General features: G+C 69.7%; 9 protein-coding genes and 1 pseudogene. 1 reads left to right on the top strand and 9 read right to left on the bottom strand.

Annotation, left to right across the window (positions count from 1 at the left end):
- Positions 1 to 40: 40 nt before the first annotated feature.
- From LXE91_RS43895 to LXE91_RS21035, 7 genes and pseudogenes are all read right to left on the bottom strand, one after another.
- Positions 41 to 13,426, bottom strand: a pseudogene (locus tag LXE91_RS43895) (LWXIA domain-containing protein).
- Positions 13,427 to 13,631: 205 nt separating this feature from the next.
- The gene (locus tag LXE91_RS21060; RefSeq protein WP_278068163.1) at positions 13,632 to 14,420 is read right to left on the bottom strand and encodes a lytic transglycosylase domain-containing protein; all 789 of its coding nucleotides are present in this window, start codon (positions 14,418 to 14,420) and stop codon (positions 13,632 to 13,634) included.
- A complete protein-coding gene (gene sctR, locus LXE91_RS21055) occupies positions 14,417 to 15,091 on the bottom strand; it encodes a type III secretion system export apparatus subunit SctR (protein ID WP_039360892.1) in 675 nt (224 codons plus the stop codon). The genes LXE91_RS21060 and sctR overlap by 4 nt, the downstream gene beginning before the upstream one ends.
- Before the next feature lie 3 nt (positions 15,092 to 15,094).
- Entirely contained in the window at positions 15,095 to 16,258 is a 1,164-nt protein-coding gene (gene sctQ / locus LXE91_RS21050; RefSeq protein ID WP_039360894.1) for a type III secretion system cytoplasmic ring protein SctQ, read from the bottom strand.
- Positions 16,259 to 16,627: 369 nt separating this feature from the next.
- Positions 16,628 to 17,026: a winged helix-turn-helix domain-containing protein gene (locus tag LXE91_RS21045; protein WP_039360897.1), complete on the bottom strand. Its 399-nt coding sequence runs from the start codon at positions 17,024 to 17,026 to the stop codon at positions 16,628 to 16,630.
- Between the two features lie 454 nt (positions 17,027 to 17,480).
- On the bottom strand, positions 17,481 to 19,691 hold the full coding sequence (locus LXE91_RS21040) for a xanthine dehydrogenase family protein molybdopterin-binding subunit (protein ID WP_039360900.1): 2,211 nt from the start codon (positions 19,689 to 19,691) through the stop codon (positions 17,481 to 17,483).
- Between the two features lie 2 nt (positions 19,692 to 19,693).
- Positions 19,694 to 20,155 (bottom strand): (2Fe-2S)-binding protein, encoded by a 462-nt coding sequence (locus LXE91_RS21035; protein ID WP_006480868.1) that lies wholly within the window; start codon positions 20,153 to 20,155, stop codon positions 19,694 to 19,696.
- 181 nt (positions 20,156 to 20,336) lie between these two features.
- Here LXE91_RS21035 and LXE91_RS21030 point away from each other — a divergent pair, with 181 nt between their 5' ends.
- Complete coding sequence (locus tag LXE91_RS21030) at positions 20,337 to 21,260, top strand: AraC family transcriptional regulator (protein WP_039360906.1); 924 nt, start codon at positions 20,337 to 20,339, stop codon at positions 21,258 to 21,260.
- 44 nt (positions 21,261 to 21,304) lie between these two features.
- Here the strand turns inward: LXE91_RS21030 and LXE91_RS21025 are convergent, their stop codons facing one another.
- Both LXE91_RS21025 and LXE91_RS21020 read right to left on the bottom strand, forming a co-directional pair.
- Positions 21,305 to 23,974: a glycosyltransferase gene (locus LXE91_RS21025; protein WP_039360909.1), complete on the bottom strand. Its 2,670-nt coding sequence runs from the start codon at positions 23,972 to 23,974 to the stop codon at positions 21,305 to 21,307.
- Between the two features lie 26 nt (positions 23,975 to 24,000).
- Positions 24,001 to 25,404: a UDP-glucose dehydrogenase family protein gene (locus LXE91_RS21020; RefSeq protein ID WP_039360912.1), complete on the bottom strand. Its 1,404-nt coding sequence runs from the start codon at positions 25,402 to 25,404 to the stop codon at positions 24,001 to 24,003.
- Positions 25,405 to 25,408 lie beyond the last annotated feature (4 nt).

The following is a 25,408-nucleotide window of genomic DNA, read 5'->3' as shown; positions in this document are numbered from 1 at the left end:
GACGGCCGGCGTTCCGGCCATCCGCGGTCGGACCCGGCCGTCAGCCGACGTTCAGCGGCGTGCCGATCGCGAGACGGCCCGGATCGCGCGCGGCCGACGGATTGAGCTGCAGGATCTCGTTCAGCGCGCGCGCGTCCTGCTCGCCGCGCGTCATCGTCTGCTGGTCGGCGCGCGATACCTGTGCGGCGTCGAGCAGCGACTGGCGATGCTGGTCCGCGATCACCCACAGCGAATCGCCGGCGACGACGATGTACGGCTGCGGCGAGTTCGATGGCGCCGGCTGGCTCGACGGCGTGCCTTGCGACGGTTGCGGCGCCGTCGTGCTCGTCGTGGGCGACGGTGTGGCGGACGATGTGGCGGATGGTGTGGCGGATGGTGTGGCGCTCGGCGACGCAGATGGCGTGGCACCCGGCAACGCGCCTGGCGCGAGATTCGACTGAGACGGCGAGCCGCCGCCGAAGATCCAGTTGAACAGGCCGCCGATCATCGGCGCGACGCCGATGATGAACTTGTAGCCGAACGCGGCGACCGGAATCATGACGACCGCGGTCGGGATCTTCTTGACGAACGGCGTGGCGTTCGGGAAGTGCGTATTGAGCCGGCCGGCGAGCAGCAGTGCGGTCGACGTCGCGGTCGCGACCGCGAGATCGTATTCCCCCTGGTTCCATTGCGACGCGGTGGACAGCCCGCCGAGCGCGACCGACGCGAAGTCGCCCGCCGAATCGAGCACGCGCACGACGCGGCTGCGCTTGTCCGCGTTCACGCGCCGCGACACGATCAGGAACGACGCGCCCGCGTATGCGGCGCCGAGCGCGCCGCTGGCGACACCGGTCGTGCCCAGCGCCAGGCCGAACCAGTCGTGTGCGCCAGCGATCTTGCCGATGCCGCTCGTGACGGTGGCGACCGACGCGACGGCCGTGCCCGCGCGTCCGGCGATGCCCAGCAGGCTGCGCGGATTGCCCGCGTGAAGCTGCTGCAACGACGTGCCGCCGACGAACCCCTGCATCTGCGTGAGCACGTCGTCGGCGAGCGCGGTGATGTTGGCCTTGGCGTCCTCGAAGCTCATCGTCCCGCGCCGGTATTGCCGGACGTATTGCCTCGCCATCGCCTGCGCATCGCGTACCGCGGCGTCGAGCTGGATCGTCCGGTGTTCGCCGTATTCGTGCGTCTGGGAGCCGAATTGCCGCACGAGCGTCGTCTCGAGATGCGAGAGTGCCGCGACCGCGGCTTTCGGGTCGCCCGACTGCAGGCTGCGGATGGCGCCCTGGTGCATCACCTGGAACACGCGCCCGAGACGCGACGCGAGCAGGAACGACGACGACATATTGCTCATGACGGTCGGCTTGATCCAGTGGAACGCGGCGTCGAGGCCGATCAGGCTCGACGCGCCGAGGACGATCCCGCTCGTGATGCCCGTCTTCCACCGGTCGGACGGTTCTTTCGACGGCCGGTGCACGCGCAGCGCATTGAGGTGCGCGGCCGCCTCGTCCATCGTCGCGTTGGCGGCGGCGGGCGCATCGGGCTGGGCGATGGCCTTGCGGTTGGCGCCGATCGGATGCGAGCCGTCGTGTTGCAGCGCCGGCCGGCCGGTGACCTTCTTCCAGTGCAGGCGGCTGTCGGAGGCCGGCTGCGGCGCCAGCTTCGGCCGCGCGGGCGTGGCGGCGCGATGGCGTTTGAGCCAGTCGCGGCCGATCTCGCGCGCCTTCTTTTCGAGTTTGCCGACGTCGTCGTCGCCGATGCGCCGCCACATGCTCTGGCCGTACTCGTTCGTTGCGCGGCGTGCCTGGTTCAGCAGCGTCGAAGTGTTGTGCTCGTACAGTTCGTCGCGCAATGCGGCGATCTCGCCGTCCGTCATGCCTTGCGTTTTCGCGATGCGCTCGACCTCCGTGAACAGGATGCGCTGCTGATTCGCGAAGTCTTCGGCGCTGACCGGTTCGTAGACGCGCGTCAGTGCATCGCCGCCGTGCAGTCTCGCGAACTTTCCGGCTGCGTTCAGCTTGTAGTCGACGAGCTTCGCCGCCAGCGCGCGCGTCAGATCCGCATTCGCGATGAAGTCGTCGCCGTGCGTGCCCCAGGACAGGCCGACATGAACCCAGTCGAGCTGTTTCCGGCTGAGGATGGCGTCCAGCAACTGCACGTGGCCTTCGCCCGGCACCGGCTCGAGCACGGCATCGGCGCCGTGGAAGGTCAGCATCACGAGCGGCGCCTTCTCGCCCTCGTGCTGCTTCGCCCACGTTTCCAGCGATTCGGCGATGCGCCGGATTTCGGCGTACCCGTTGTTCGTGCCGGCCATCGCGTGACCGTCTTCGCGCGACACGAGCGGCCGCGACGGCGCGGCCTCGAGCCGCAGCAGGAAGCCGTATTTCGATGCCGCCGTGAGCCACTTGTGCAGGTGGGCGAGGTCGTCGAGTTCGAGCGTGTGCTGCGTGCCGTCGGGATCCGTGCGCGTGATCGTCGCCGTATCGTCGTCGTAGCGGGCGCCCGTCGGGTCGCCGAACTTCCTGGCGCGCTGGATCAGCCCCGGGTCCTGCTTGCCGCCGACGGCGGCAGCCTGCGAATACGGATCGACCTGGAGCGCGACGGCCGGGAGCACGCCGCCGTACTGCTCGAGGTACTGCCGCATCGCCTCGGGATCGTCGCGCAGCGAGAACGAGCGCGACATCGGGACGAGCCGGTCGCGGATGTCGGGCGGCAGTTCGGCGTACGCGTCGATCAGCTTCCGGTCGGCGGTTCGCGCGGCGCCGTGGTCGATCACGAACTGCTGCGAACGGCGCACCAGCCTGTTGCGGCCGCCGCCCGGATTGGCGACGGCGCCGTGCGGATGCAGGCTCGAAGCCTCGCGCCACATGTCCAGCGTCTTGAAGATCTTCTTCCACAGCGTGGCGTCGGCCATGATGGCCCGCGGCTCGTCGCTGAGCGTCAAGCCGTTGCCGTCATGCTTGCCCTGGTCGCGCTTGCCCCATTCCTTGACGCGTTCGAGCGTCGACGCGAAATCGGCGACCTTCGCCTTGCCGTAGCGCGTGACCGATTCGACGATCGTGCTCGACACGAAGGCCGGCTGGTACGGTTCGAGCGCGATCGGCTTCGCGGCGGGTACGGCCGGCGGCTTTGCCGGCTGAACGGCCGGTTGCTTCGCTTGCGGTTTGCCGCGCGCGGCCTTGCGGCCGGGTTTGCCGGGCCGGCCGCCCGCGTTGCGTTTGCCCGCGGCGGGCGGTGCGGCGGGCGCGGCACGGCCGCCGCGGCTTGCCGCGCTGCCTCCTCGGCCTGCAGCGCGGCCTCCTTCAGCGCGGCGGCGCGCGGCACGAACGCATCGGGGGCGAGCGAGGACAGCAGGAAATGCTGGTTGCCGCCGAACGGCCCGCGGCCGATCGTCGCCCGATCCAGCGGCAGGCCTTCGTTGTTGCCGTCGCGGTACTCGGCGAGGGTGTCATACCAGCGGATCGTGCCGTCCTCCACTGCGATGAGGCCGGTGAGCGTGCCGCGCAGCGCGTCGGTGACGCTCCCTTCGTGGTCGAACACGTACACGAAGTGGCCCTCGGGTATCTCGCCCATCTCGATCGCGCGCAACAGCTGCGGCGCGTGCTGCGCGTTGAAGTCGAGCGCGGTGTCCGGCGTTGGCGGCAGCAGGTTCGGCGTGCCGGCATCGGCCGCTTCCAGGTTCTTTTGGCGCAGCGACGGGCGCACCCGCCCGAGCACGCGCTGGACGTAGGCATCGGGCTTCGACAGCGGGGTCTTCCGGTCGTCGAGCGCGCGGCGCATTTTGGCCGGTGCGAAGCCGCCGTAACTGTCGACGACGTCGTGCGCGACGTCAGCCACGACGAAGCGCACGCCTCGGCGCCCGTCGGGCAACAGGCGCGAGCGTCGCCGGAACGCGTCGGCGAGCTCGCGCTCGGCGATCGTCGCGTCGCCCAGCGACGTGGTTTCCACGTACGTCCATTTCTGCTCGGCATCGAGTGTCGCGTACCCGAGCACCTTGCCGGACTTGCGATCGATCGCGTAGAGCGTCGTTTGCGCGCCGGGATGCTTGCGCGCGTATTTTTCCGCCTGCTTCGGCCGCTGGAAGCGGGGCGCATCGTCGAGCTGCTTCACGGTGGCGACGACGTTGTCGGCGGCGCCCGTGGCCGACGGTTCGACGTCCCACTGGCGCAGCTCGCCGAAGTACGCCTCGATGCGCGCGGCGCCGCCAAACGACAGCAACGCGTCGAGCGGGACGGGCGACAGGTAGTAGTCGTAGTTCTTGCGGCTGGCGTCGCCTTTCGACTTGAGCGGCAGGAACGCATCCTGCGCGACCTTCGGATCGATCTCGTCCGATGCCGGCTTCTTGTCGATGAACTTGCCGTTGGCGCTCGTGCGCAGGCTCGCGATGAACTCGGGCTGCGGATGTCGTGCGTCGACCCGGTCGGCCGGCCGGTCGATGTGCGGTGCGATCAGCACATGGGCGTCGTTGCCGAACGCCGCCTTCATGTCGTCGACACTGGCGAGCTGGTCGCCGTCGATGCGGACGAGGTCGCGCTTGCCGTGCGTGGCGAGCTGGTCGAGCGCACGCTGCCCGCGCTTGACGGCCGGTCCCGACGCATGCGCGGGCGCGGTTGCGCGCCGCCGCGACAGCGGGGCGGGGGCGGGCATCTCGCGCGGCACGCCGCCGGCCCGCATGCGGGCCGCCTGGCTCGTGTAGTAGTCCCGATAGGTGGCATGGCCGGGCACCGACGGCGCGGCGTCGCCGAACGCGGCCGCAAGCCGGCGCAGCCCGGCCGCGTCACCGGGCATCACGTGATCGGCCTCGCGCGCGATCGCGTCGGGCAGGTGGGCGTCCTTCGCGATATCGATGCCCGTGTCGCCGGCAAGTTCGCGGCGCACCGCGAACGCGTTCGCCTGCGCGCGCGCCTCGGCCATCAGCGCGCTGTCGGTCCACGCTTCCGGCGACGTGTGGTCGAGCGCCAACTGGCCGGTGATCGCCTCGACCGCATGCTGCGCTTCATGCGCGAGCGCATAGACGAGCGTGCCGGTGCCGCGCAACCGCCCGTCGAGCACGATCCGTTGTTTCGCGGTGTCGATGCGGCTGCCGCGTCCGGGGCGGCCGAGCACGACTTTCCAGCCGGCCGCGTGCGCTTGCGCGACCTGCCCGCTGAGCAGGGTCGAGCGGTCGACGAGTGCGTAGGCTTCCTTCGGCAGCGGCGCGCCGCCGAAGCGCATCCGGATCCGCGTGATGACGGACGGCTTTTGCGCGAACGCATCGGGCGGCAGATGTTCGGTGATTTCCGGATGCGCGAGCTCGATCGCCCCGCGCGCGATGCCGTCCTCGAGCACGACGCGCAGCGCGCGGATGTCGCGCACGATGCCGTCGACGTTCAGCCGCGGCGCACCGACGTCGAGCGACGACGGGTCGCTCAGGTAGAAGTCGCCCTGGGCGTCGAACACGCCTTCGAAATCGTAATAGAGGCCGTGCCGCTCGGTGATCTCGCTCGCGCGATCGAGCTGCGCGAATGCGTCGTGCGTGACGCGCTCCGGCAGCACGCCGGCGGTCACGTCGTGGCTGCTGAGCGACGCGAACGGCTCGTACATCACGGCCACGCGGTCGAAGGCGGCGAACGGGCCGCCGAGCGTGAGCGTCTTCAGCCCGTACGCACGCAGTGCGGCGAGGCCTTCCTGCTCGTGCCGGATCGCGTCGATATGGTTGAGGATCGCGCGGTTGTCGGTGCCGAGGTAGATCCCGATCGCATTGCGGCGGCCGAGTTCGAACACGGTCTTTTCGATGCCGGCGCCGGTCGCCGCGCCCATGACGCGCTCGACGGGCAGACGTGCGGTGGGGTCGCCGCTCGCGTGGACGCCGTTGCCGTCCACCGCGAGCGGGCCGAGATCGGGGCGCGTGTGCGGCGCCGGGTCGAATCGCAGCCACGCGCGCGTGGGGCTCAGCGCGGCTTCGGCGCCGAAGCCGACGGCAATCGTCGGCGGCACGTGCACGGGCCGCTGCCACACGTTCGCGAGCCATGCGCCCGCGTCGCGGCCGTTGCGCGCGGCGAGGATGATCGCCGCGCCGGGAAAGCCGAACACGGAGCGGTGCGCGAGCGTGAACTCGACCGGCGACCACGGGCGGCCGTCGGCGTCGACGAGGCGGCCCTGCGCGTCGGTCGTGCCGCGCACGATCACGATGCCGGCTTCGCGGTCGTACGACAGCCCGTCCGAATGCAGCAGGCGCAGGTCGTCCACGCCGGTCACGCCGCGCCCGTCGAACGGCGAGGCCTTGACGGGACGCGCACGCGACCACGCCGTTTCGGCCGCGAGCGCGGCGGCCGCGTCGTGCTCGGGTGCGGCCAGCGTCGCCCGGCCCGATTGCGCGGCCTGCGCCTGCCGGCGGTACAACTCGCCGTAGCTGATGCCGCCGAGCGAGGTCGGCGCGTGTTCGAACGCGTCGGCGAGGCGTGCGATCGACTCGGCATCGCCGGGCCGCGCGCGGCCGTATTCGTTGGCGATCGCATCGGGCAGCGCGACGTAGCGGCCGATGTCGACGCCGGCGTTCGTGCGAATCTCGTCGCGGATCGCGAACGCGTTCGCCTGCGCGCGGGCTTCCGCCAGCAGCGCGGAGCGCACGTAGCGCTGCGTCGACCCGTAGTCCAACCCGAGCGTGCCGGTCACGGCTTCGGCGGCATGACCGGCTTCGTGCGCGAGCACGTAGACCATCGAGCCGGTCGAGCGCAGGTTGCCGTCGATCGTGATGCGGCGTCGCTGCGTGTCGATCTTGCTGCCTTCGCCCGGGGTGCCGCGCACGACTTTCCAGCCCGCGTCGCGAACGAGCCGCATCTGCTGCGACAGCAGGCCCGATGCATCGATCAGGCGATAGGCTTCCTTCGGCAGCGGCGCGCCGCCGAAGCGCATCCGCACGCGTGTGATGATCGAAGGCTTCTGCACGAACGCGCCGGGCGCCGGCGTTTCCGCGAGTTGCGGATGCGCGAGCTCGATCTTGCCGCGTTCGAGGCCGCTCGTCAGCGCGCGCTCGATCAGCGCGAGGCGCTGCATTGCCGTGAAGTGCTCGCCCGCCTCCATGCCGATCGAACCGGGGTCGCTCAGCAGGAAATCGCCGTTGCGCGTGAACAGGCCCTGCAGGTCGAAGCCGATACCCGTGCTTTCGACGACGGCACGGATCTGCCGGATATGTTCGAGCGCCGCGCGCGACACCACGTGCGGCAGCGCGCCCGTCTCGAAGCTGAAGCTGTGGAATACGCCGAGCGGCCGGTACAGCACCGCGACGCGGTTGAGTGCGGAGAACGGGCCGCTCATCGTCACGGTTTTCAGGCCGTACGACGCGAGATCGTCGAGCGCGATGCTTTCGTCGATCGCCGCGTCGAGCTGGTGGGCTTCCGATGTATGGGGCCCCTTGTCGTATACCGCGAGCGCGGCGTCGTCGCCGAGCGCGAACACGGTTTTCTCGCCGCCGAAGCCGAGCAGCTCGCCGACGTGGCGTTCGACGTCGATCCGTTCTCCCGGCCGGCCTTCGACGTGCACGCCTTCGGCGTCGGCCGTCAGCGGGCCGAGGTCGTGCGGTGCCGCGGGCGCCGGGTCGAAGCGGCGGAACACGCCGGTGTCGAGCAGTGCGGCATGCGCGCCGACCGCGTGCGCGGGCGGTGCGTACACCGGCCGTTGCCACAGGTTCGCGAGCTGCGCGGCGGCGGCTTCGCCACCCTGCTGCGCGGACAGCACGATCGAATAGCCGTCCTGGATCATGAACGCGGGCGCCTGGTCGAGCGCGTATTCGTGCACGCCGGTCGGCCGGCCGCCCGTCAGCAGCGTGCCGTCCGGCAGCGTGTCGGCGTGCAGCATCATCACGCCGGCGTCCTCCAGCACCGTGAAATGGCGGCTGCGGGCCGCCTGCAGTTCGGACACCGTGGGCGCCGACCGCGCACCGAACGGCGACGCGTACTCGGCATGCGCGCGGCTCCACGCGACGCGTTCGTCGAAGCTGCGCACGCCGCGCGGCGTGTCGCCGGATTCGCGCGTCTGCGGCGCGGGCATCCGGCGCGGAATGCCGCCGCGGCGTTTCTGGCGCGCCCATACGTCGTGATAGAAGTCGCGGTAAGTCTCGCCGTCGCGGCCCGATACGGGTGCGTCGGCGAATGCGTCGACGAGCCGGCCGACCGTGCCTGCGTAGTCGTGCGACGGCGCGCGCCATGCGTCGCCTTCGTGCTCGATCGCATCGGGCAGCCGCACGTGCGCGGCGATGTCGCCGCCGCCCGCGAGCTGGATCTCGTAGCGGGCCTCGAACGCATTGATCTGCGCGCGCGCTTCGGCTTCGAGCGCCTTGCGCGTGAAGCGGCTGCGGTTGCCGTAGTCGAGATTGAGCACGCCCGCCATCGCCTCGACTGCATGCCGCGCTTCGTGCGCGAGCGTGTACGCGATGCTGCCCGGATGCCGGAGGCCGCCGTCGATCGTCACGCGGCGCTTGCGCGGATCGATGCGGCTGCCGCCGCCGCGCTTGCCGAGCGTCACGCGCCAGCCGGCGTCCTGAAGCATGCGCAACTGCGTCGCGAGCGTGCCTGATTGCATCGCGAGTGCCTGCGCGGCTTCGGGCAGCGCCGCGCCGCCGAAACGCATCTGCATCCGCGTGATCCAGCCGGGGTTCGACGCGGCAGGGTCGGGCGGCGGCGTTTCGGTCGTTTCCGGATGCGCGGCGGCGAGCCCGGTCTCGTCGTTCGCGGCAGCCGGGCGCGCGTCGGTCGCGTTCGCGCGGGCGGCCGTCCGGTCGGCGGTGTCGGCGGCCGCCTTGCCGGTGGTTTTGCCGGTGTCCGTCTCGCGTTCCGCCGTGCGCTCGACGGTGGCGGGGCGCTCCGGCTTGACGAGCACGAGCACGCGATTCGGTGCGCTGAAGATGCCGTCGAGCGCGCTGACGGCTTCGGCCGCCGCGGCGCGCGCGGCATCGCCGGTTCGTTCGGGCCGCGCTTGCCGGCCAGCACGATCACCGTGTCGTCGCCGGCCGCGGGGCGGGGCGACGCCGGTGGCGCTTCGTCGGCTGCGCCTGCGCCCGGCAAGCCGGTTTCGGCTGCCGCGGTTTCCGGCGCGGGATCGAAGCGCAGCACGCGCGCGTCCGCGCGAAGCTGGCCGTCGGCGCCGAACGCGTCGGGCGCGGCCGCGTAGACGGGCTTCTGCCAGCGGTTCGCGAGTTCGGGCGCCAGTGCTGCGTCATGCTCGCCGGCGACGACGATCACGGGTTCGTCGAGATCCTGCGGGCGCAACGGGGACGGCCGTGCACCGGGCGCGTCCTGCGCCGTGCGGTCGCGCACGACATAGACGGTGCGGTCGCCGACCTCCAGCGGTTCGGCGCTCGGCCCGCGCGGTACCGCGATGCCGGCCGGATCGCGCGTGGCCGGCCGCGCGGCCGGCGCTTCGTCCGTCAGGTCGACGACCTTCACGTCGACGCGCGGCGGTGCGCCATCCGTCTTCGTTCGCGTGCCGGCGCCGGCCGGTTCGTCGAGCTCGGCGGCCCGCGTGCGCAGCGCCTGCGCATCCTGGCTGCGCCGGTCGCTGCGCGCGGCCGCCGTGCGGTCGACCTCGGTTTCGTCGTGCTGCTGGTCGACGCGCGCGCCTCCTGGCTCGCGCGCTGCGTGCTGCGGGCGTTGCTCGCGGTGCTGGCCGTTTCGCTTTCGGCGGCCGTCTGCGCGAGGCTGCGCGGCGCCTGCGCGTCGGCGCCGTTCGCCTGCCGGATCGCTTCGCTCGTCTGCGCAATGGCGTGATCGAGGAGCTCGAGCCGGGTCTTCGGGACGACGTTCGGCGTCGTGGTCATCTCGCCGTCCGGGCCGAACGACAGGCGCTCGCCGGTTCCCTTCACGTCGTCGACGCGCGTGCCGTTGGTCCATTCCTTGGGCGACGCCGACACGACGGACAGCGTGCCGTCTTCGCCGAGCACCACCGATTTGCCGGGCGGCATCTGCTTGCTCGATGTCTTGTCGAGCACGCGGATCGGCTGGTTATCGTAGGTCAGGATCTTGTCGCCGACCATCAGCATGCCTTCGGGCGACACCTTCACGGCTTCGCCGTCGAGCGTCGCGCGCGTGCGGCCGTAGGCGAGCGACGACACGTCGCCCTTGTTCAGGATCTGGCCGAGCATCCTGCTGTCGACCGTGACGGTCTCGCCGTCGGTCGTGCGGATCGGCACCGGCCGGCCGGTGCGGGTTCGCGCCGACGTGACCGCGCGTTCCTTGAGGCCGCCCGCGGCCATCAGCGCGACGTTGGTGAGCCCGGACTTGAGCTGCTCGCCGGCGGCTTTCTTGTCGCCTGCGAGATAGTCGACGCCGGCCTCGCCGAACGCCTCGACCGCGCCGCCGACGCCGGTCACGATCGCGGTGGCCTTCGCGCCGGTGGAAAGCAGCGACGCGACTTTCGGCGTGCGCGTGAGCGCCGTCACCGCGCGCGTGAACAGCTTGCTGCCGGCGAGCTTGGCGGTGCCGGCGGCGCCCATCGGCACGAGATTGATGAAGTCGGCGCGCGCGCCCGCGTCGGTGAACGGATTGATGCTGCGGCCGTGTTCCATGCGCGTCGCGATGTCGAGCCCCGCGCTGGTCATCGACGCGCCGATCGCGGTGTACATCATCCCCGCACCGAGGATGTTCAGCGGCACGCCGACGATCGCGCCGATTCCGGTGCCGTCGAGCAGCCCGCCGATACCTTCCAGCGCCATGCCGCCGACCATCATGCCGATGTTCAGGCCGGTGCTGGTCAGCGTGTTCAGGAAGCTGTCGAAGCCGCTTTCATGATGCGCGGCCTTCGACACGAGCTGCAGCGAGCCGTCCGCGTTGTGGCCGGTCGCGATGTCGACGGTGCCGTCCTTCGACAGCTGGTTGTTGTCGATGTAGTCGTTGATGTCGTTGTAGGTGCTCGCCGTCTCGTCGACGTATTGCGTGCCGTCCTTGCCGGTGACCTTGAAGATCGCGCTGGTCGTCATGCCGGCGTCCTTCGCCGCATACACCATCGGCAGCACGCTGACCTGCGTGGTCGCGCCGCCGCCGACCTTCAGCAGCGTGTCGCGCACGCTGTTGATCGTCGACAGCTTGTCCTTGTCGGTGAAGCGCGCGACGTCGTCGTTCGTCGGCGATACGGGATCCGAACCATCGCTCGACGAGGCCGTGTTCTGCACGTCGGGCTGCATCCCGAGCGCGACGCCGATCAGGTTGCGCTGTTCGTTGTCGGTCAGCTTGCCGAACGCGATCGTATTGCCGTTCTGCGTGCTCGCGCTCGCCGCGTCGAGCAGCGAGTTCGACAGTTCGCCCCGATGCGCCTCGTAGAAGTCGTGCAGCGCCTTCTTGTAGTCGTTGCCGGCATCCGAATCGGGCGCCGCGTAGCGCAGCCGCTCGTCGAGTCCCGCGTCGAACTGGTCCATCAACACCTGCTGGTGCGACGTCTCGCTCAGCAGCTGCAGGCGCTGTACCGTGTTGTCGGCTTGCGTGACGGCAGCCTTCGCCTTGTCGAGCTGGTCCTGGTACAGGTTCGGCCGAGGTGCCGACGGCGCCGGGATCATGTCGTCGCCCGCGACGTAGCGGAAGCGCACGGGCGGCGGATTCGCGGCCGCCCAGTCGTCGTACTGTTTCTGCACCGATGCGAGCGTGCTCTTTGCCTGTGTCTGCTGGATGCGTGCCTGCGACAGCGCGGCCTGGGTTGCGCGCTCGTTGACCGAATTCGCGAGCCGGCTGTCGGCCGCGCGGATCGCGCCTGCGACGACCTGCAGGCGCTTTGCATCGAGCAGCGTCGGGCCCGCCGGCGCGGCCTGCGTGGCCGGCGACTGCGGCAGCACGAACGGGGACGAGTCGGTGAGCGACGGTGGCAGTCCGCCATTCGCGGTCGACAGCGATGGCGCGGGCAACGGTGACGACGTCGGCAGCGTCGGCGTGCCGGTGGGGGCGGCGCTCGCAGCGGTCGACAGCGACGATGCGGGCAGGGAAGACAGGCCGCTTGCGGTCGACAGCGACGGCGCGAGCAGCGGCGGCTGGGTCGTCGGCTTCGTGAAGATCGAGCGCGCGTTGACCTGCGCCTGGATCTGCGACGCCTGGTCGTCGTACTGCTGCGCGAGCGTCGCGCCGTAGGTCGCGACGAAACCGTCGTGCGCGATACCGGCCTGCTGTTGCGCCTGCGACAGCTTCGCGTATGCGTCGCCGACATCGAGGTCGACCTGCGGATCCTTCAGCATCGAGCCCGGGTTGGCCTTGTGCCAGGCGTCGGCGGCCTGCTGCTTCTTCGTGTAGTCGGCCTGCAGCGTGTCGACCTGATGTTGCGCGGACAGCATCTGCAGATAGCTGCCGCTCGTATTCGCGGCCGTCTGCGCGCGGGCGAGCGCGGTCTTCGCATCCGACACCGCATTCGCCACGACCACCGTCGGTCCTTCCTTGCCGCTGACCGAGTCGTACGTTTGCTGCGCGTTCGTGAGCGCCAGGCTGTCCTTCGCGGCGCCGGCCGCGGCATTGGCATAGTTCGCGTCCTTCGCCGCCGCCGTGACGGCCTGCTGCGCGGCGTCCTGCGACGCCGGCGCGTCGGGCATCGTGACCTGCAATCCCTGCTGCTGAAGCGCATCGTTGAGGCGGCTCACGCCCGAGTCGAGCGCGTCCTTGTAGTCCGGATCGGCGAGATACGACTGGAACTGCGTATAGGCGAGGTTCGAATTCGCGACGTCCGCGTAGTACTTCGACGCACCGACGGCGGCCGTTGCGCTGGCGGTCTGCCAGTTGTCGAAGAGCCGGATCTGCAGCGGGTTCTTGCAGTCGCTCTGCTGCGGTACCCAGTTCGGATCGTTCGCGTGCTCGGGAAACGCGGCCAGCAGCGTCTTGAACTGCTGGTCGGCGGCATGTTGCGCGTCGCCCGGATCGGTCACCTTGCCGGAGTCGTCGATCTTCATCCCGGCCGGCATGTCGGCGTTCGCCTGTTCGCCGTACAGGATCATGTAGCCCGCGTCGGTCGTCACGTTCAGGTCGCGCTGCGCGCTGTCGGCGGCGGTGCGCGCCTTCGCGTAGGCGTCCTGAGCGGCCTTGCGGTCGTCGGGCGTCGATTCGGGATCGCGGTTCACGAGGCGCAGCACGTTCTGCGCGCCCTGCAGCGATTGCGATGCGTTGTCGTATTGCGTCTGCGCGTCCTGGATCGCCGTCTGCACCGCGCGCGTCCTGTCGTTCTCGACCGTGATGTCGGGCGGCGGCACCGTGTACTGCGCGGCCATGCTCTGGACCAGCGCGGTCGCGGATGCAATTTCGGGGTTGGTCGGCTTCGACGGATCGGTGGACGGCGTCGCGGTGACCGGAATCGGCGGCGTCGCAACCGGGTTCGCGGGGCCGGCCGACGAATCGTCCTTCTTCGGCGGAGGCGGCGGCGGGGGCGGCGGTGCGACGACCGGGTTCAGCGTTTCCGACAGGAAGCGCTGCCAGTTGACGCCCAGTCCCAATCCGTCGATCAACAGCATGCTCGTCTCCCTGAAGGCGCGGCGCCATGCGCGCCGCGACGCGATCCGACGAGTGTAGGGACGCGCGTTGCGGCCGGATCGCCGCTGTTTCGTAGCACGGCGGCGCGGCCGCCGCGCGAGCGCACCGCACGCTACGAGACGCGTGCAGCCCGACGGCGGTGCCGCGCCGGCGACGTTCGCGCCCCTGTAATCGGGGCGCGCACCGCTACTCGTCGAGACACTTCACGCACAGCCGCTTCGCTCGGCTGGCTGCGAGCCCGCGGCACATCATCACGACCGGGCGGGCGTGGCACGACGGCGCATCGGCGGACGCGGCAGGCGACGGCAGCCGGCGCGCGCGCTCGGGCGGCGTGGTCGCGGCCGCGTCCATGCGACGCTGGCGCGCGGGCGGCGGCGTATCGGTCACGACGGGAATCGGTCCGACGCCGCCTTCGCGCGCGTTGCGCTGCGCGCTGGCGACGACGCGGCTCACGTAGCCGCTCGAGAAGCCGGTCGTGAAGTTGCCGCTGTAGTAGCACGACAGCGCCGCGCGCAACGCGGCCTGCGTGGCGCGACCGGTGCCCGACGAGCGCGCGAAGCATTCGGTCAGGATCGCGCCGCCGGCCCGCAGGTTGCGGCACGGTTCGAACATCGTCGCTTCATCGAGCCCGTATTTCGCAAAATTGCGCTCGTTCACCTGCGCAAGGCCGACGCTGTAGCTGAAGCCGCGCGCCGCGAGCTCGCGCGCGGTTGCGCGTGCTTCGTCGAGCGACGCGGGCTGGCGCGCCAGATGGCCGCCGACCACGCCGATCGCATACGGATTGAAGCCCGATTCGGTACGCACCAGCGCGGCGAGGGTATCGGGATCGACGTTCGGCGCGCACGCACGCGCGAGCGGCGCGAAGCCGGTACCGGCGCCTGCGGCCTGCGCGCCGCGCAGCGGCAGGCACGCGAAGGCGAGCGCAGCCAGCGCGCACAGGCAGGCGGCGGCGGTTCGCAGGCGGCGCGCGCTCATCCCGCGCCCGCCACCCGGTACGACATCACGAGGCCGTGCACGAGCAGCGACCAGCCGTCGAGCGCGACGAACAGCAGCAGCTTGAACGGCACCGAGATCGTGGTCGGCGAGATCATCTGCATGCCGAGCGCGAGCAGGATGTTCGCGACCAGCAGGTCGACGACGATGAACACGATATAGATCACGAAACCGATCTGGAACGCCTTCGTCAGCTCGGCGAGCGTGAAGCTCGGCACCAGCACCAGCAGGTCGTCGTCCTTGATGCCGTCCGCGCGGTTCTTCGGCCACACCGAGGTGGCGGTGCGCACGAAGAATTCGCGATCGCGCTGCCGCGTGTGCGACACGAGGAAATCCTTGATCGGCGGCAGCGCGGCATCGGCGAGCGCGCCGACGTCGGCCGTCGACAACTGCCCCGACGCATCGAAGTGGCGCGCCTGCAGCGCGTCGCGGATCGACATCCCGACGGGCGCCATGATGAACAGCGACAGGATCAGCGCGATGCCGTTCAGCACGAGGTTCGGCGGCACCTGCTGGATGCCGAGCGCGGAGCGCAACAGGCCGAGCACGACCACGAGCTTCGTGTAGCTCGTGACCATCAGCGCCGCGAACGGCGCGATGCCGAGCGCGGCGATCACCGCGATCAGCGCGACCGGATTCGGCAGATTGCCCATCGTTCAGCGCTCGCGCGGCGCGGGTTGGGTCAGCGTGACGACCCGTACGCCGAGCTTCTGGCCCACCGCGATCAGGTGCCCCGTGCCGATCAGCATCCCGTTCGCGACGAGATGGATCACGCTCTGGTTGATCCCTTGCTGCAGCTCGATCACGGCGCCGGGTTGCAGTGCGCTCAGCTCGCCGAGCGGCATCGACGTGGGCGGCAGCTCGAAGCGCAGGTCGACCGCGAGGCCGTCGAGCGGGCGCGGTGCGTCGGCGGCGGGCGCGTCGTGCGTCGTCGGCGGCGCGGCATCGGTGCGGGTCGGTTCCAAAGGCATCTCCCTGATTCGTTCGACGGTCAGCCGGTTGCCCGACGGCCGTCCGGTAATTTCCCATGCCGGCGCGGCAGGCAGCCGCGCGACGCACAGCAGGTTCTGCTCGTGGGCCTGCCAGCGCTCGATCGCGATGATGTCGCCGCCGACGACGTCGGCCAGCTCGGCCGTAGTCAGCTCGGTCCGGCCGATCTCGAACACGAGCGGCACGGGCAGGTTCGCGTAGGCCGCGCGCGCGTCGGCGGGGGCGGCCGGTGCGGCCGGCCGGCCCGCGAAGAACACGGCCAGCGCATCCGGCGCGTCGAACAGCAGCGCGCCGTGGCAGCGCCATGCGGCGTCGGCGCGCCGCAACTCGAAGCGCAGCGCGGCCGGCGCGGCGCGCCACGCCGGCACGCTGTCGGGCGGCGGCAGCAGTTCCACGCGCTGCCGCGTCGCCGTCTGCAGCACGGCGGCGAGCGGCGCACCCAGATCGGCGAGCAGTGCCGCGCGAATCACGGCCGGCACGGCCGGATCGGCCGCTTCGCCGAGCCATTCGGTTTCCGCGAGCGGATCGATCCACAGCGTGCCGGCCGCCGGGCCGACGACGAAGCGGTACGCGTGCGCATCGGCGGCCGGCTCGGCGTCGACGCGCCAGCGCACTTCGTATGCGTGTTCGCCGAGCGTGATCGCGACGGCGCCGGTTGCGCAGTACGCGTGCGACAGTCCGCGCGCGGCGGCGGCGGACAGGCGCGGCAGATGGGGCGACGCGTCGAGCGGGACCGCGGCCGGCGCGGCGGCGGGCGGTGCAGCCGCGGCGGGCATGGCCCGGTGCACGGCGTCGCCGGCGTCGGCATTCGTCTGGAACAGCGCAGGCACGGCGGGATCGGGGCGAATTCGGCGTTGATTCGACGGGTTGTTCTGGGGCCGGCGGCGCCGACGGGCGCGCGGCTGCTGCGTCGATTGTAGGGACGGCGATGGCCGCGTGCCGCGCCGGAATCCGTAGTCGCCGCGATCGCCGGCAGGCGGCGTGAGCGGGGCGCTACGAAGTGCGATGAGCGGCCGCGAAGCGGAGCCCGCAAAGGCAACCGCCGCCCGGAGGCGGCGGTCGGGTCGCGACTGGCTGGCGGGCCGGGCGGCGTGCAGGCTGCGTCCGACGGGCGGGCCGCGAGGCGCTGCGGCTCGCCGCAGCGCGTTGGGGGGACACGTTGCCCGCTTGCCGCGAACGCGCGGCGCGCGGGCGAAGCATTACGCGTAGTCGGCGACCATCGCGGGCTGCGGTGTAGCGCGCAGGATCGGCGCGGCTTCGTGGCGCTCGACGTGCGTCATCGCCGCACCGAACAGCACGAGGCGATAGCCGACCGCGTAGATCGGGATGATCCGCAGGTTCTTGTCGTGATCGAGCTGCAGCTTCGAACGGATACGCGAGATGTGGGTATCGAGCGTGCGCGACGACACGCCGAGTTCACGGCCCCACACGGCTTCCTGGATTGCCTGCCGCGGCACGATCTTGTTCATGTTGTCGAGCAGGAATTCGACGACGTCGAATTCACGCGGCGTGACATCAATGATCTTGTTGTCGATTTCGATCGTGCGGCGCACGAAGTTGATTTTTATGTTGTCGATGTACAGGTATTTGCAATCCATGGTGGCCCTCGCATGTCCGTAAAGGAGTGTTTGCGAGTCCTGTGCTGCAACTTCCGGGCCAGGGGCGGATCGTCAGGTATCGACAGCCGATCGCACCGGCGCGGGCGGTGAGATGGCCTTGAATTTAAACGAGTTTTTACGGGGCGTGCGCAGCGGACGAAAAAAGGGACAGGATAATGGTGAAGGATTGTTACGTAGCATTGACGGGCGACGTTACGGGCGTTACGTCCGACGTAACGTGCTGGGCGAGGTGGGGAAGCGAGGCCGGAGGAGTGTCGCTGTGGCCGAATGGCGAACCCGACATAGAACCCTACATGGATCAATTGATTGTCTATATGAATCAATTGGTTATGAAAGATTTTTGCCGACATGGAACCCTACATTGCCAGCCTCCTGAACAAAAAGCACCGGCCGCGGGCCGTTTCCGCCCCGCGGCCGGCGTTCCGGCCCATCCTCAAGCCTTCGCGCTATCCGCAGAATCGAACGGCAGCACGTAATGCCGCTTGCCCGTCGCCGCGAAGATCGCGTTCGCGACCGCCGGCCCGATCGGCGCGACGCCCGGCTCGCCGACCCCGGTCGGGGCTTCGGCCGACGGCACGATATGCACTTCGACCTTCGGCATCTCGGCCATCCGCAGCACGTGGTAGCCGTCGAAGTTGCGCTGCTCGACCTGGCCGTCCTTCAGCGTGATCGCGCTGTGCATCGCCGCGCCGAGCCCGAAGCCGATGCCGCCCTCCATCTGCGCGGCGACGATGTCGGGATTGATCGCGATCCCGCAATCGACCGCGCACACCACGCGCTCGACCTTCACCTTGCCGTCCGCGTCCACCGACACCTCGGCCACCTGCGCGACATAGCTCTTGAATGCCTCGGCGACCGCAATCCCGCGCCCGCGGCCCTTCGGCAGCGGCTTGTCCGGATCCCAGCCGGCCTTCTGCGCGGCGAGGTCCAGCACCGCGCGCATGCGCGGCTCCTTCTCGAGCAGGTCGCGGCGGAACGCGTACGGATCCTTGCCGGCGGTGTGCGCGGCTTCGTCGATGAACGCCTCGACCGCATAGGCCGTGTGCGAGCTGCCGACCACGCGCCACCACAGCACGGGCAGGCCGACCTTGGTGGTGGTGAGCTCGACCGACACGTTCGGCACCGCGTACGGCAGGTTCGCCGCGCCCTCGACCGAGGTGGCGTCGATGCCGTTCTTCACCATGAACGCCTCGAACGGCGTGCCGGCGAGGATCGACTGGCCGACGATCCGGTGGCGCCAGCCGACCAGCTTGCCGTCCGCGGTCAGCCCCGCGTCGAGCTTGTGGAAGTACATCGGCCGGTAGAAGCCGCCCTGGATGTCGTCTTCGCGCGTCCACTGCAGCTTGACGGGCTTGCCGTCCGCGCCGAGCGCCTTGGCGATCGACACGGCCTCGACCACGTAGTCCGACCACGCGTTCGCGCGCCGGCCGAAGCTGCCGCCCGCGTACAGCGTGTGGATCTGCACCTGCTCGGGCTTCAGGCCGGCCGTCCGGGCCGCGTTGGCCTGGTCGACCGTCTGGAACTGGTCGCCCGCCCAGATCTCGCAGCTGTTCGCCGTCAGTTTGACGACGGCGTCGAGCGGCTCCATCGGCGCGTGCGCGAGATACGGGAATTCGTACGTCGCGCTGATCTTGCGCGCGGCGCCCGTGATTGCCGCATCGGCATCGCCGTCCTTGCGCGCCGACGTGCCCGGCTGGTCGGCGAGCTGCCGGTATTCGCGCATGATCTCGTCCGAGCCGCGCTTCTCGGCGTTCGTTTCGTCCCATTCGATCTTCAGCGCGTCGCGGCCCTGCTTCGCGGCCCAGAAGCCGGTGCCGACGACGGCGACGCCGCCCGGCACCTGCACCACCGACACGACGCCCGGCACGGTCTTGGCCGCCGTCGCGTCGAACGACTTCACCTTCGCGCCGAAGCGCGGCGGGCGCTGCAGCAGCGCGACGCGCATGCCGGGGACGGTCGTGTCGAGCGTGAAATGCGCGGTGCCGTTCGATTTGGCCGACGCGTCGACGCGCGGAATGGGGTGACCGATCAGCTTGAAATCGGCCGGCTGCTTCAGCGTGACCGTGTCCGGCACCGGCAGCTTCGACGCATCGGCGACGAGCGTGCCGTACGCGGCCGTCTTGCCGCTCTTCGCATGCGTGACGACGCCATTCGCGGTCGTGAGCTCGCTCGCGGGCACCTTCCAGCGGGCCGCCGCGGCCGATACCAGCATCGCGCGGGCCTTGCCGCCGGCTTCGCGCAGTTGCTGCCACGAGTTCGACATGGCCGAGCTGCCGCCCGTGCCCTGCATCGTGCCGAACGCGAGGTTCGCGTAGCGTTTCGCATCGGCGGGCGCGCTTTCGACGCGCACGTGCGACCAGTCGGCGTCGAGCTCCTCGGCGACGATCGTCGCGATGCCCGTATACGCGCCCTGGCCCATTTCGACGTGCTTCGCGATGACCGTGACGGTGCCGTCGGGCGTGATGCGCAGGAATGCGTTCGGCGCGAAACCGGCGGCGGGCGCGGTTGCGGCGAGCGCGCGGCGGCCGAAGCCGCTGAAGTCGAAGCCGATGGTCAGGCCGACTGCGGCCGCGGCGCCCGCGGCCTTCAGGAACGTGCGGCGCGACGGACGCACCGACCCGGTGTTGTCGAGTTCGATCGTCATGGTCAGGCTCCCAGCGTCGCGGCCGCGTCGTGGATCGCCGCCCGGATGCGGGCGTAGGTCGCACAGCGGCACAGGTTGCCGTTCATCGCGGCGTCGATGTCCGCGTCGGTCGGCTTCGGGTTCTGTTCGAGCAGCGCGGTGGCCGACATGATCTGGCCGGACTGGCAGTAGCCGCACTGCGGCACCTGCAGCTTGACCCAGGCGGCCTGCACGGCCTGCGCGGGCTTGCTCTGCAGGCCTTCGATCGTCGTGACGTGCTTGCCCGCGATGCCGGCGAGCGGCAGCACGCACGAGCGGACGGCCTGGCCTTCGAGATGCACGGTGCACGCGCCGCACTGCGCCATGCCGCAGCCGAACTTCGTGCCGGTCAGTCCCGCGTGTTCGCGAATCGCCCAGAGGACGGGCATCGACGGATCGGCGTCGAGCGTGACGTTCTTGCCGTTGAGGACAAACGAGGTAGGCATTGTGATTGTCTCCGTGGGGAAAACCCGGCATGCGCCCGGTCAGCGGGCAGTGTGCGCGAGGCATCGGTTTTTGCGTCTACCCAATCCTGCAAATTTATTGAACAATCCTGCAAATCCCCGGCAGGTCGCGGGCGGTTTCGCTATGCTCCCGCGACATGAGGAAATCTATCGAGGAAGCGTCATGGACATGACCGATATCGTGGCGTCGCGCGAATCCGGGCAGCGCGAGCTGGCGACGCTGATCAGCCGTTTCGCGCCCGCGGACGGCTCGCATTCAACGGCCGTGCCGGGTTTGATGCTGCACCGGCACACGCGGCCGGTCGATCTCGGCTGCGGCGTGTCGCGCGCCGCGCTCGTGATCGCCGCGCAGGGCTCGAAGCGCGTGATCGTGGCCGGCCAGGCCTACGAGTACGACGCGCAGAATTGCCTGATTACCTCCATCGACTTGCCGATCCTGTCGCGCGTGACGCGCGCGTCGCCGGACGCGCCGTACCTGTGCCTGTCGCTGACGCTCGATCCGCAGCGCATCGTCGAGCTCGCGGCCGAGATGCGGCTGCCCGAGCCGGACGCGGGCCCCGAAGGCGAGGGGATCGCGCTCGCCGAGCTGACGCCGCCGCTGCTCGATGCCGCGCTGCGGCTGATGCGACTGCTCGATACGCCGGCCGACATTGCGGTCGTCGCGCCGCTGATCGAAAAGGAACTGCTGTACCGGCTGATGACGAGCGGGCAGGGCACGCGGCTGCGGCACATGGCGATCGCGGGCAGCCAGACGCACCGGATCGCCCGCGCGATCGAATGGATCCGCGATCACTTCGCCGAGCCGATGCGCGTCGAGTCGCTCGCGCAGGCGGTCAACATGAGCGTGTCGTCGCTGCACCATCATTTCAAGCACGTGACGACGCTGAGCCCGCTGCAGTACCAGAAGCAGTTGCGGCTGCACGAGGCGCGGCGGCTGCTGCTGCGGCAGGGCGGCGACGTCGGGTCGGTGGCCGCCGTCGTCGGCTACGAGAGCGCGTCACAGTTCAGCCGCGAATACAGCCGGCTGTTCGGCGCGCCGCCGATGCGCGACGTCGTGCAGTTGCGCAGGAAGGAACTGCTCGGCTGACGGCAGATCGCTGAAAGCCCGCGCGTCGCCGATCGCCGCGCCTGTCACCGGGCGACCACCGTCGTCTGCAGGAAAGCCGGCGCGATCCGCCAGTCGGGCACGTAATGCGCCGGCCACGCGCCGGGCGTATCGACCGCGTTGAAATACACCACGGCCTTCAGCAGCGGATAGCGCCACAGCGACCGCTGGAATTCGTCGAGCGCCTCGCGCTTGCGCGAACTCGACCCGTCGACGCCGAGCTCCGTGACCATCACCGGCAGCCCGTAGTCGGCCACCCGTTCGTACTTGGTTCGCAGGATGCTCGCGGCGGACGCGTGGCCGCCGGCCGGCCAGACCGCGCAGCGCGGGCAGTCGAACACGGACAGGCCGATGTCGTCCACATAGCCGCGGCCCGGGAAATAGTCGTCGAGGTTCCGGTTGCCGGCCGGCGACCACACGAAGCGGATCTGGTCGGTCATCGCGCGGCAGGCGGTTACGACCCGCCGGTACGCCTGCACGTAAGCCGACGCGTCGCCGATGGCCCACGGATAGCGCCCGGTGTCGGCCTCCATCTCGTGGCCCCAGCGCACGAACACGGGGCTTTTCAACGCGGCGATTGCCGAGCAGGTGGCCGCGATCCGCGCGTCGTAGCGCCCGTGCGCGATATCGTCGAGCAGCGCGCCTGGTCGCGTGTCGTTGGCCGCCCAGGGCTCGACGGTCAGCATCAGCGCGCGGTTGCGCGCTTGCGCGCTCCGGTACGCATCGTCGATTTCCGCACGGATGTCGGGCGCGTTCCACGACACGAATACATGGTCGAACGCGAGATTCCGCTCGCCTGCGAGCGTGTTCCCGGGATCGTAGGCGCCGAGTTCGGGCTGCTTCACCGGTTCGCCCGGCACGGGCGCGACCACGGCCGGCAAACCCGAGCGCCACATCATCGCCTGCCAGCCTCTTGGCGCGCGCAGCCCGATGCCCGACAGCAGCATCGCGAGCGCGATCACGAACAGCGCGTTGCGCACGGGCAGGCGGCTGAAGAACATCTGCCTGAGCGCCGACCACTCGAGCCCTTGCTCGCGGCCGTGATTTACCGCGACGACGGCCGCGATCACCAGATACAGGATGCTCGTCAGTGTCGAGAACAGATAGAAGCCCGCGGCGTTGCGCGGATTCTCGACCGTGACGACGGGCAGGCTGCAGAACAGCGAGATCAGCAGATACGGGGCGACCACGCGCAGCGGCGCGTCCTGTTCGATCGTGCCGCCTTTCGGCGTGACCTTGAACGAAAATTCCTTGCCGCGCGCGCAGTCGAACAGCGCCGACGCGCAGCCGAGCACGACCCACGGCCAGCGTGCGAACACGAACGACAGGCCTTCCCACGACAGCAGTTTCGTATTCAGCGGGCGGCACGAGCGCGTCGAATGCGTGGCCCAGGTCACGACGCACAGCAGCAGCACGGCCAGCGGCAGTGCGTAGGTGAGGTACGTGAGGTAGTCGACGTGCGCCCACACGCGGCCGGTGAGCAGCGCGACGACCGGAATCACGACGCCGCCGGCCATCGCGAGCGCGCACAGCGGATACCACAGCTGGCAGAACAGGAACTGCGCCTTCAGCTTCAGCGGCAGCCCCATGAAATAGCGGCGCGTGTAGCGCAGCATGATGATCATCACGCTCTTGGACCACTGGAATTCCTGCGTGGCCAGGTCGCCGAACGTGCGCGGCCCTTCGCCGTTCGCGATCGCGTTCAGCGCATGCATGCCGCGCCAGCCCTTCGAATTGAAGATCATCGTGGTCGAGTGATCCTCGGCGAGCTCGGGCCCGAGCCCGCCGATCTCGCGCAGCGCACGGCAGCGCACCGCATAGTGCGAGCCGATGCACAGCGGCGCGAGGCCGCCCGCATAGCCGGCCTGCATCGTGCCGTGCAGCGGCCCTTCGACGTTCACGCGCCCGCGTGCGCTCCAGCTCGTGGCCGCATTGCTGTCGCAGATGCTCGGCGCCGACACGTAGCCGACCGCCGGATCGACGAACGGCCGCAGCATCTCCTCGAGATAGGTGCGGGTCGGCACGTGGTCGGCATCGAGCTGCGACACGAAATCGTAGTTGTCGTAGCCGACCATGTCGTAGAAGTACGCGAGATTGCCTTCCTTGCACTTGGTCCGGCGCGGCCAGCTCGCCCGGTGGTACGCGGCGATGCCGCGCCGCGTCGACACGAACACGCCGTGCTCGCGGCACCAGTCGAGCGTCTCGGGCGACGGGTCTTCGTCGGCGAGCCACGTATCGTGCGGGTAGGTCTGGTCGAGCATCGCGAGCAGCGTCGTGCGGACGATGTCGAACGGTTCGGACGGCGCCTTGGTGGCGACCATCGCGACGCGCCAGTCGCGCGGCACCGGCAGCGCGGGGTTCGGCACGACCGCCGAGCGGATGATGAAGATGAAGTAGCCGGGAATGAAGGTGGTCCAGAACAGCACGAAGCAGTTGACGCCGAAGCGGAAGGCATCCACATAGTGCTCGTCGCGTAACCACCAGCGCCAGAAGATGCCCAGCGCGACGAACCAGCCCAGCGCGAGGATGTGGAAGACGATGCTGGTCCCGCTGTCCATCAACGGAACGACGAGCGGAGCGTCCGCGTTCATCGAGGCGGTGCGATCCGCGTCGGCGTCGGTGGTGTCGGCGGTATCGGTGGTATCGGCGGTATCCGGCGCGAGGCCGCCCGCAAGCGACGCAACCAGCTTCTTCATGGTGTTCTCCCGTCAAGGTCAGATCATCAGTCCTGAAGCAGGCCGCGTGGCGGCCGGGTGTCCTCGCTGGCATGCGGTTGTTCCGGTGCCGGGTCGGCCGGCGTGCGTTCGCCGCACGAGCGGCCCAGGCGTTCATAGCGGCGAAAGCCGCTGTCGACGGCGAGCCGTTCGTTGAACAGGTTGCGCATGTCGAGCATCACGGGATCGGCCATGTGATCCGCGAGGTCGGCGAGATCGAGTGCCTCGAACGCTTTCCATTCGGTCATCACGACGACGGCGTCCGCGCTGCGCACCGCGTCGATCGCGCTACCTTCCATGAATACCTGCGGCAGCAGCCGCGATGCCTCATGCGGACGCGCCGGGTCGTACGCACGGATATGCGCGCCCGCGCCGACGAGCAGCTGGATCACGTCGATGCTCGGGCTTTCGCGCACGTCGTCGGTCTGGCCTTTGAACGTGAGGCCGAGCACTGCGATGCGCTTGTCCTTGATCGAGCCGCCGCACGCCTTCTCGATGCGGCGCAGGATCTGCTCCTTGCGCAGCGCATTCGATTCGATCGCCGCGCTGACGATGCGCAGCGGCACCGCATGCTCGGAAGCCGTCGCCTTCAGCGCGCGCGTGTCCTTCGGGAAGCACGAGCCGCCCCAGCCGGGGCCGGCCTTGAGGAACGATGCGCCGATGCGGCGGTCGAGGCCCATCCCGTTTGCGACCAGTTCGACATCGGCGCCGACGGCTTCGCACAGGTCCGAGATCTCGTTGATGTAGCTGATCTTCACCGCGAGGAACGCATTCGCCGCGTATTTCACGAGTTCGGCCGTTTCGATTTCGGTCGCGAGCACGAGATGGCCCATCGCCTCCAGCGGCGCATAGATGGCCTTCATGATCTCGATCGCACGCGGATGCTCCGCGCCGAACACGACGCGGTCCGGGTGCATGAAATCGTCGATCGCCGAGCCTTCGCGCAGGAACTCCGGATTCGATGCGATCGCCGCGTCGATGCCGTCCGGCGCGCAGCGTTCGACGATCTGCTTGACGATCCGGTTGGTGCCCACCGGCACCGTCGACTTCGTGACGACGACCGCGAAGCCGGTCAGGTTCGACGCGATCTCGCGCGCGGCCGCCTCGACATACCGCAGGTCCGCCTGGTCGGTGCCCGGCAGCGTCGGCGTGCCGACCGCGATGAATACCGCGTCGCGATCGCGCACGCTCGCCGCGAGGTCGCTGCTGAAGCGCAGCGTGCCGCGTTCGACATTGCGGGCGACGACGGCGTCGAGGCCCGGTTCGTAGATCGGCATGCAGCCTTCGTTCAGTGCGTCGATCTTGCCGCGATTGTTGTCGATGCAGACGACGTCATGCCCGAGATCGGCAAAGCACGCGCCGCTGACCAGCCCGACGTAGCCCGTGCCGACGATGGCGATCCGTACATTCATGGTG

The sequence above is a fragment of the Burkholderia contaminans genome, assembly GCF_029633825.1.
Taxonomy (GTDB): domain Bacteria; phylum Pseudomonadota; class Gammaproteobacteria; order Burkholderiales; family Burkholderiaceae; genus Burkholderia; species Burkholderia contaminans.
Note: the sequence above shows the minus strand (reverse complement) of the source record. Positions and strands in the feature narration are given on the sequence as shown.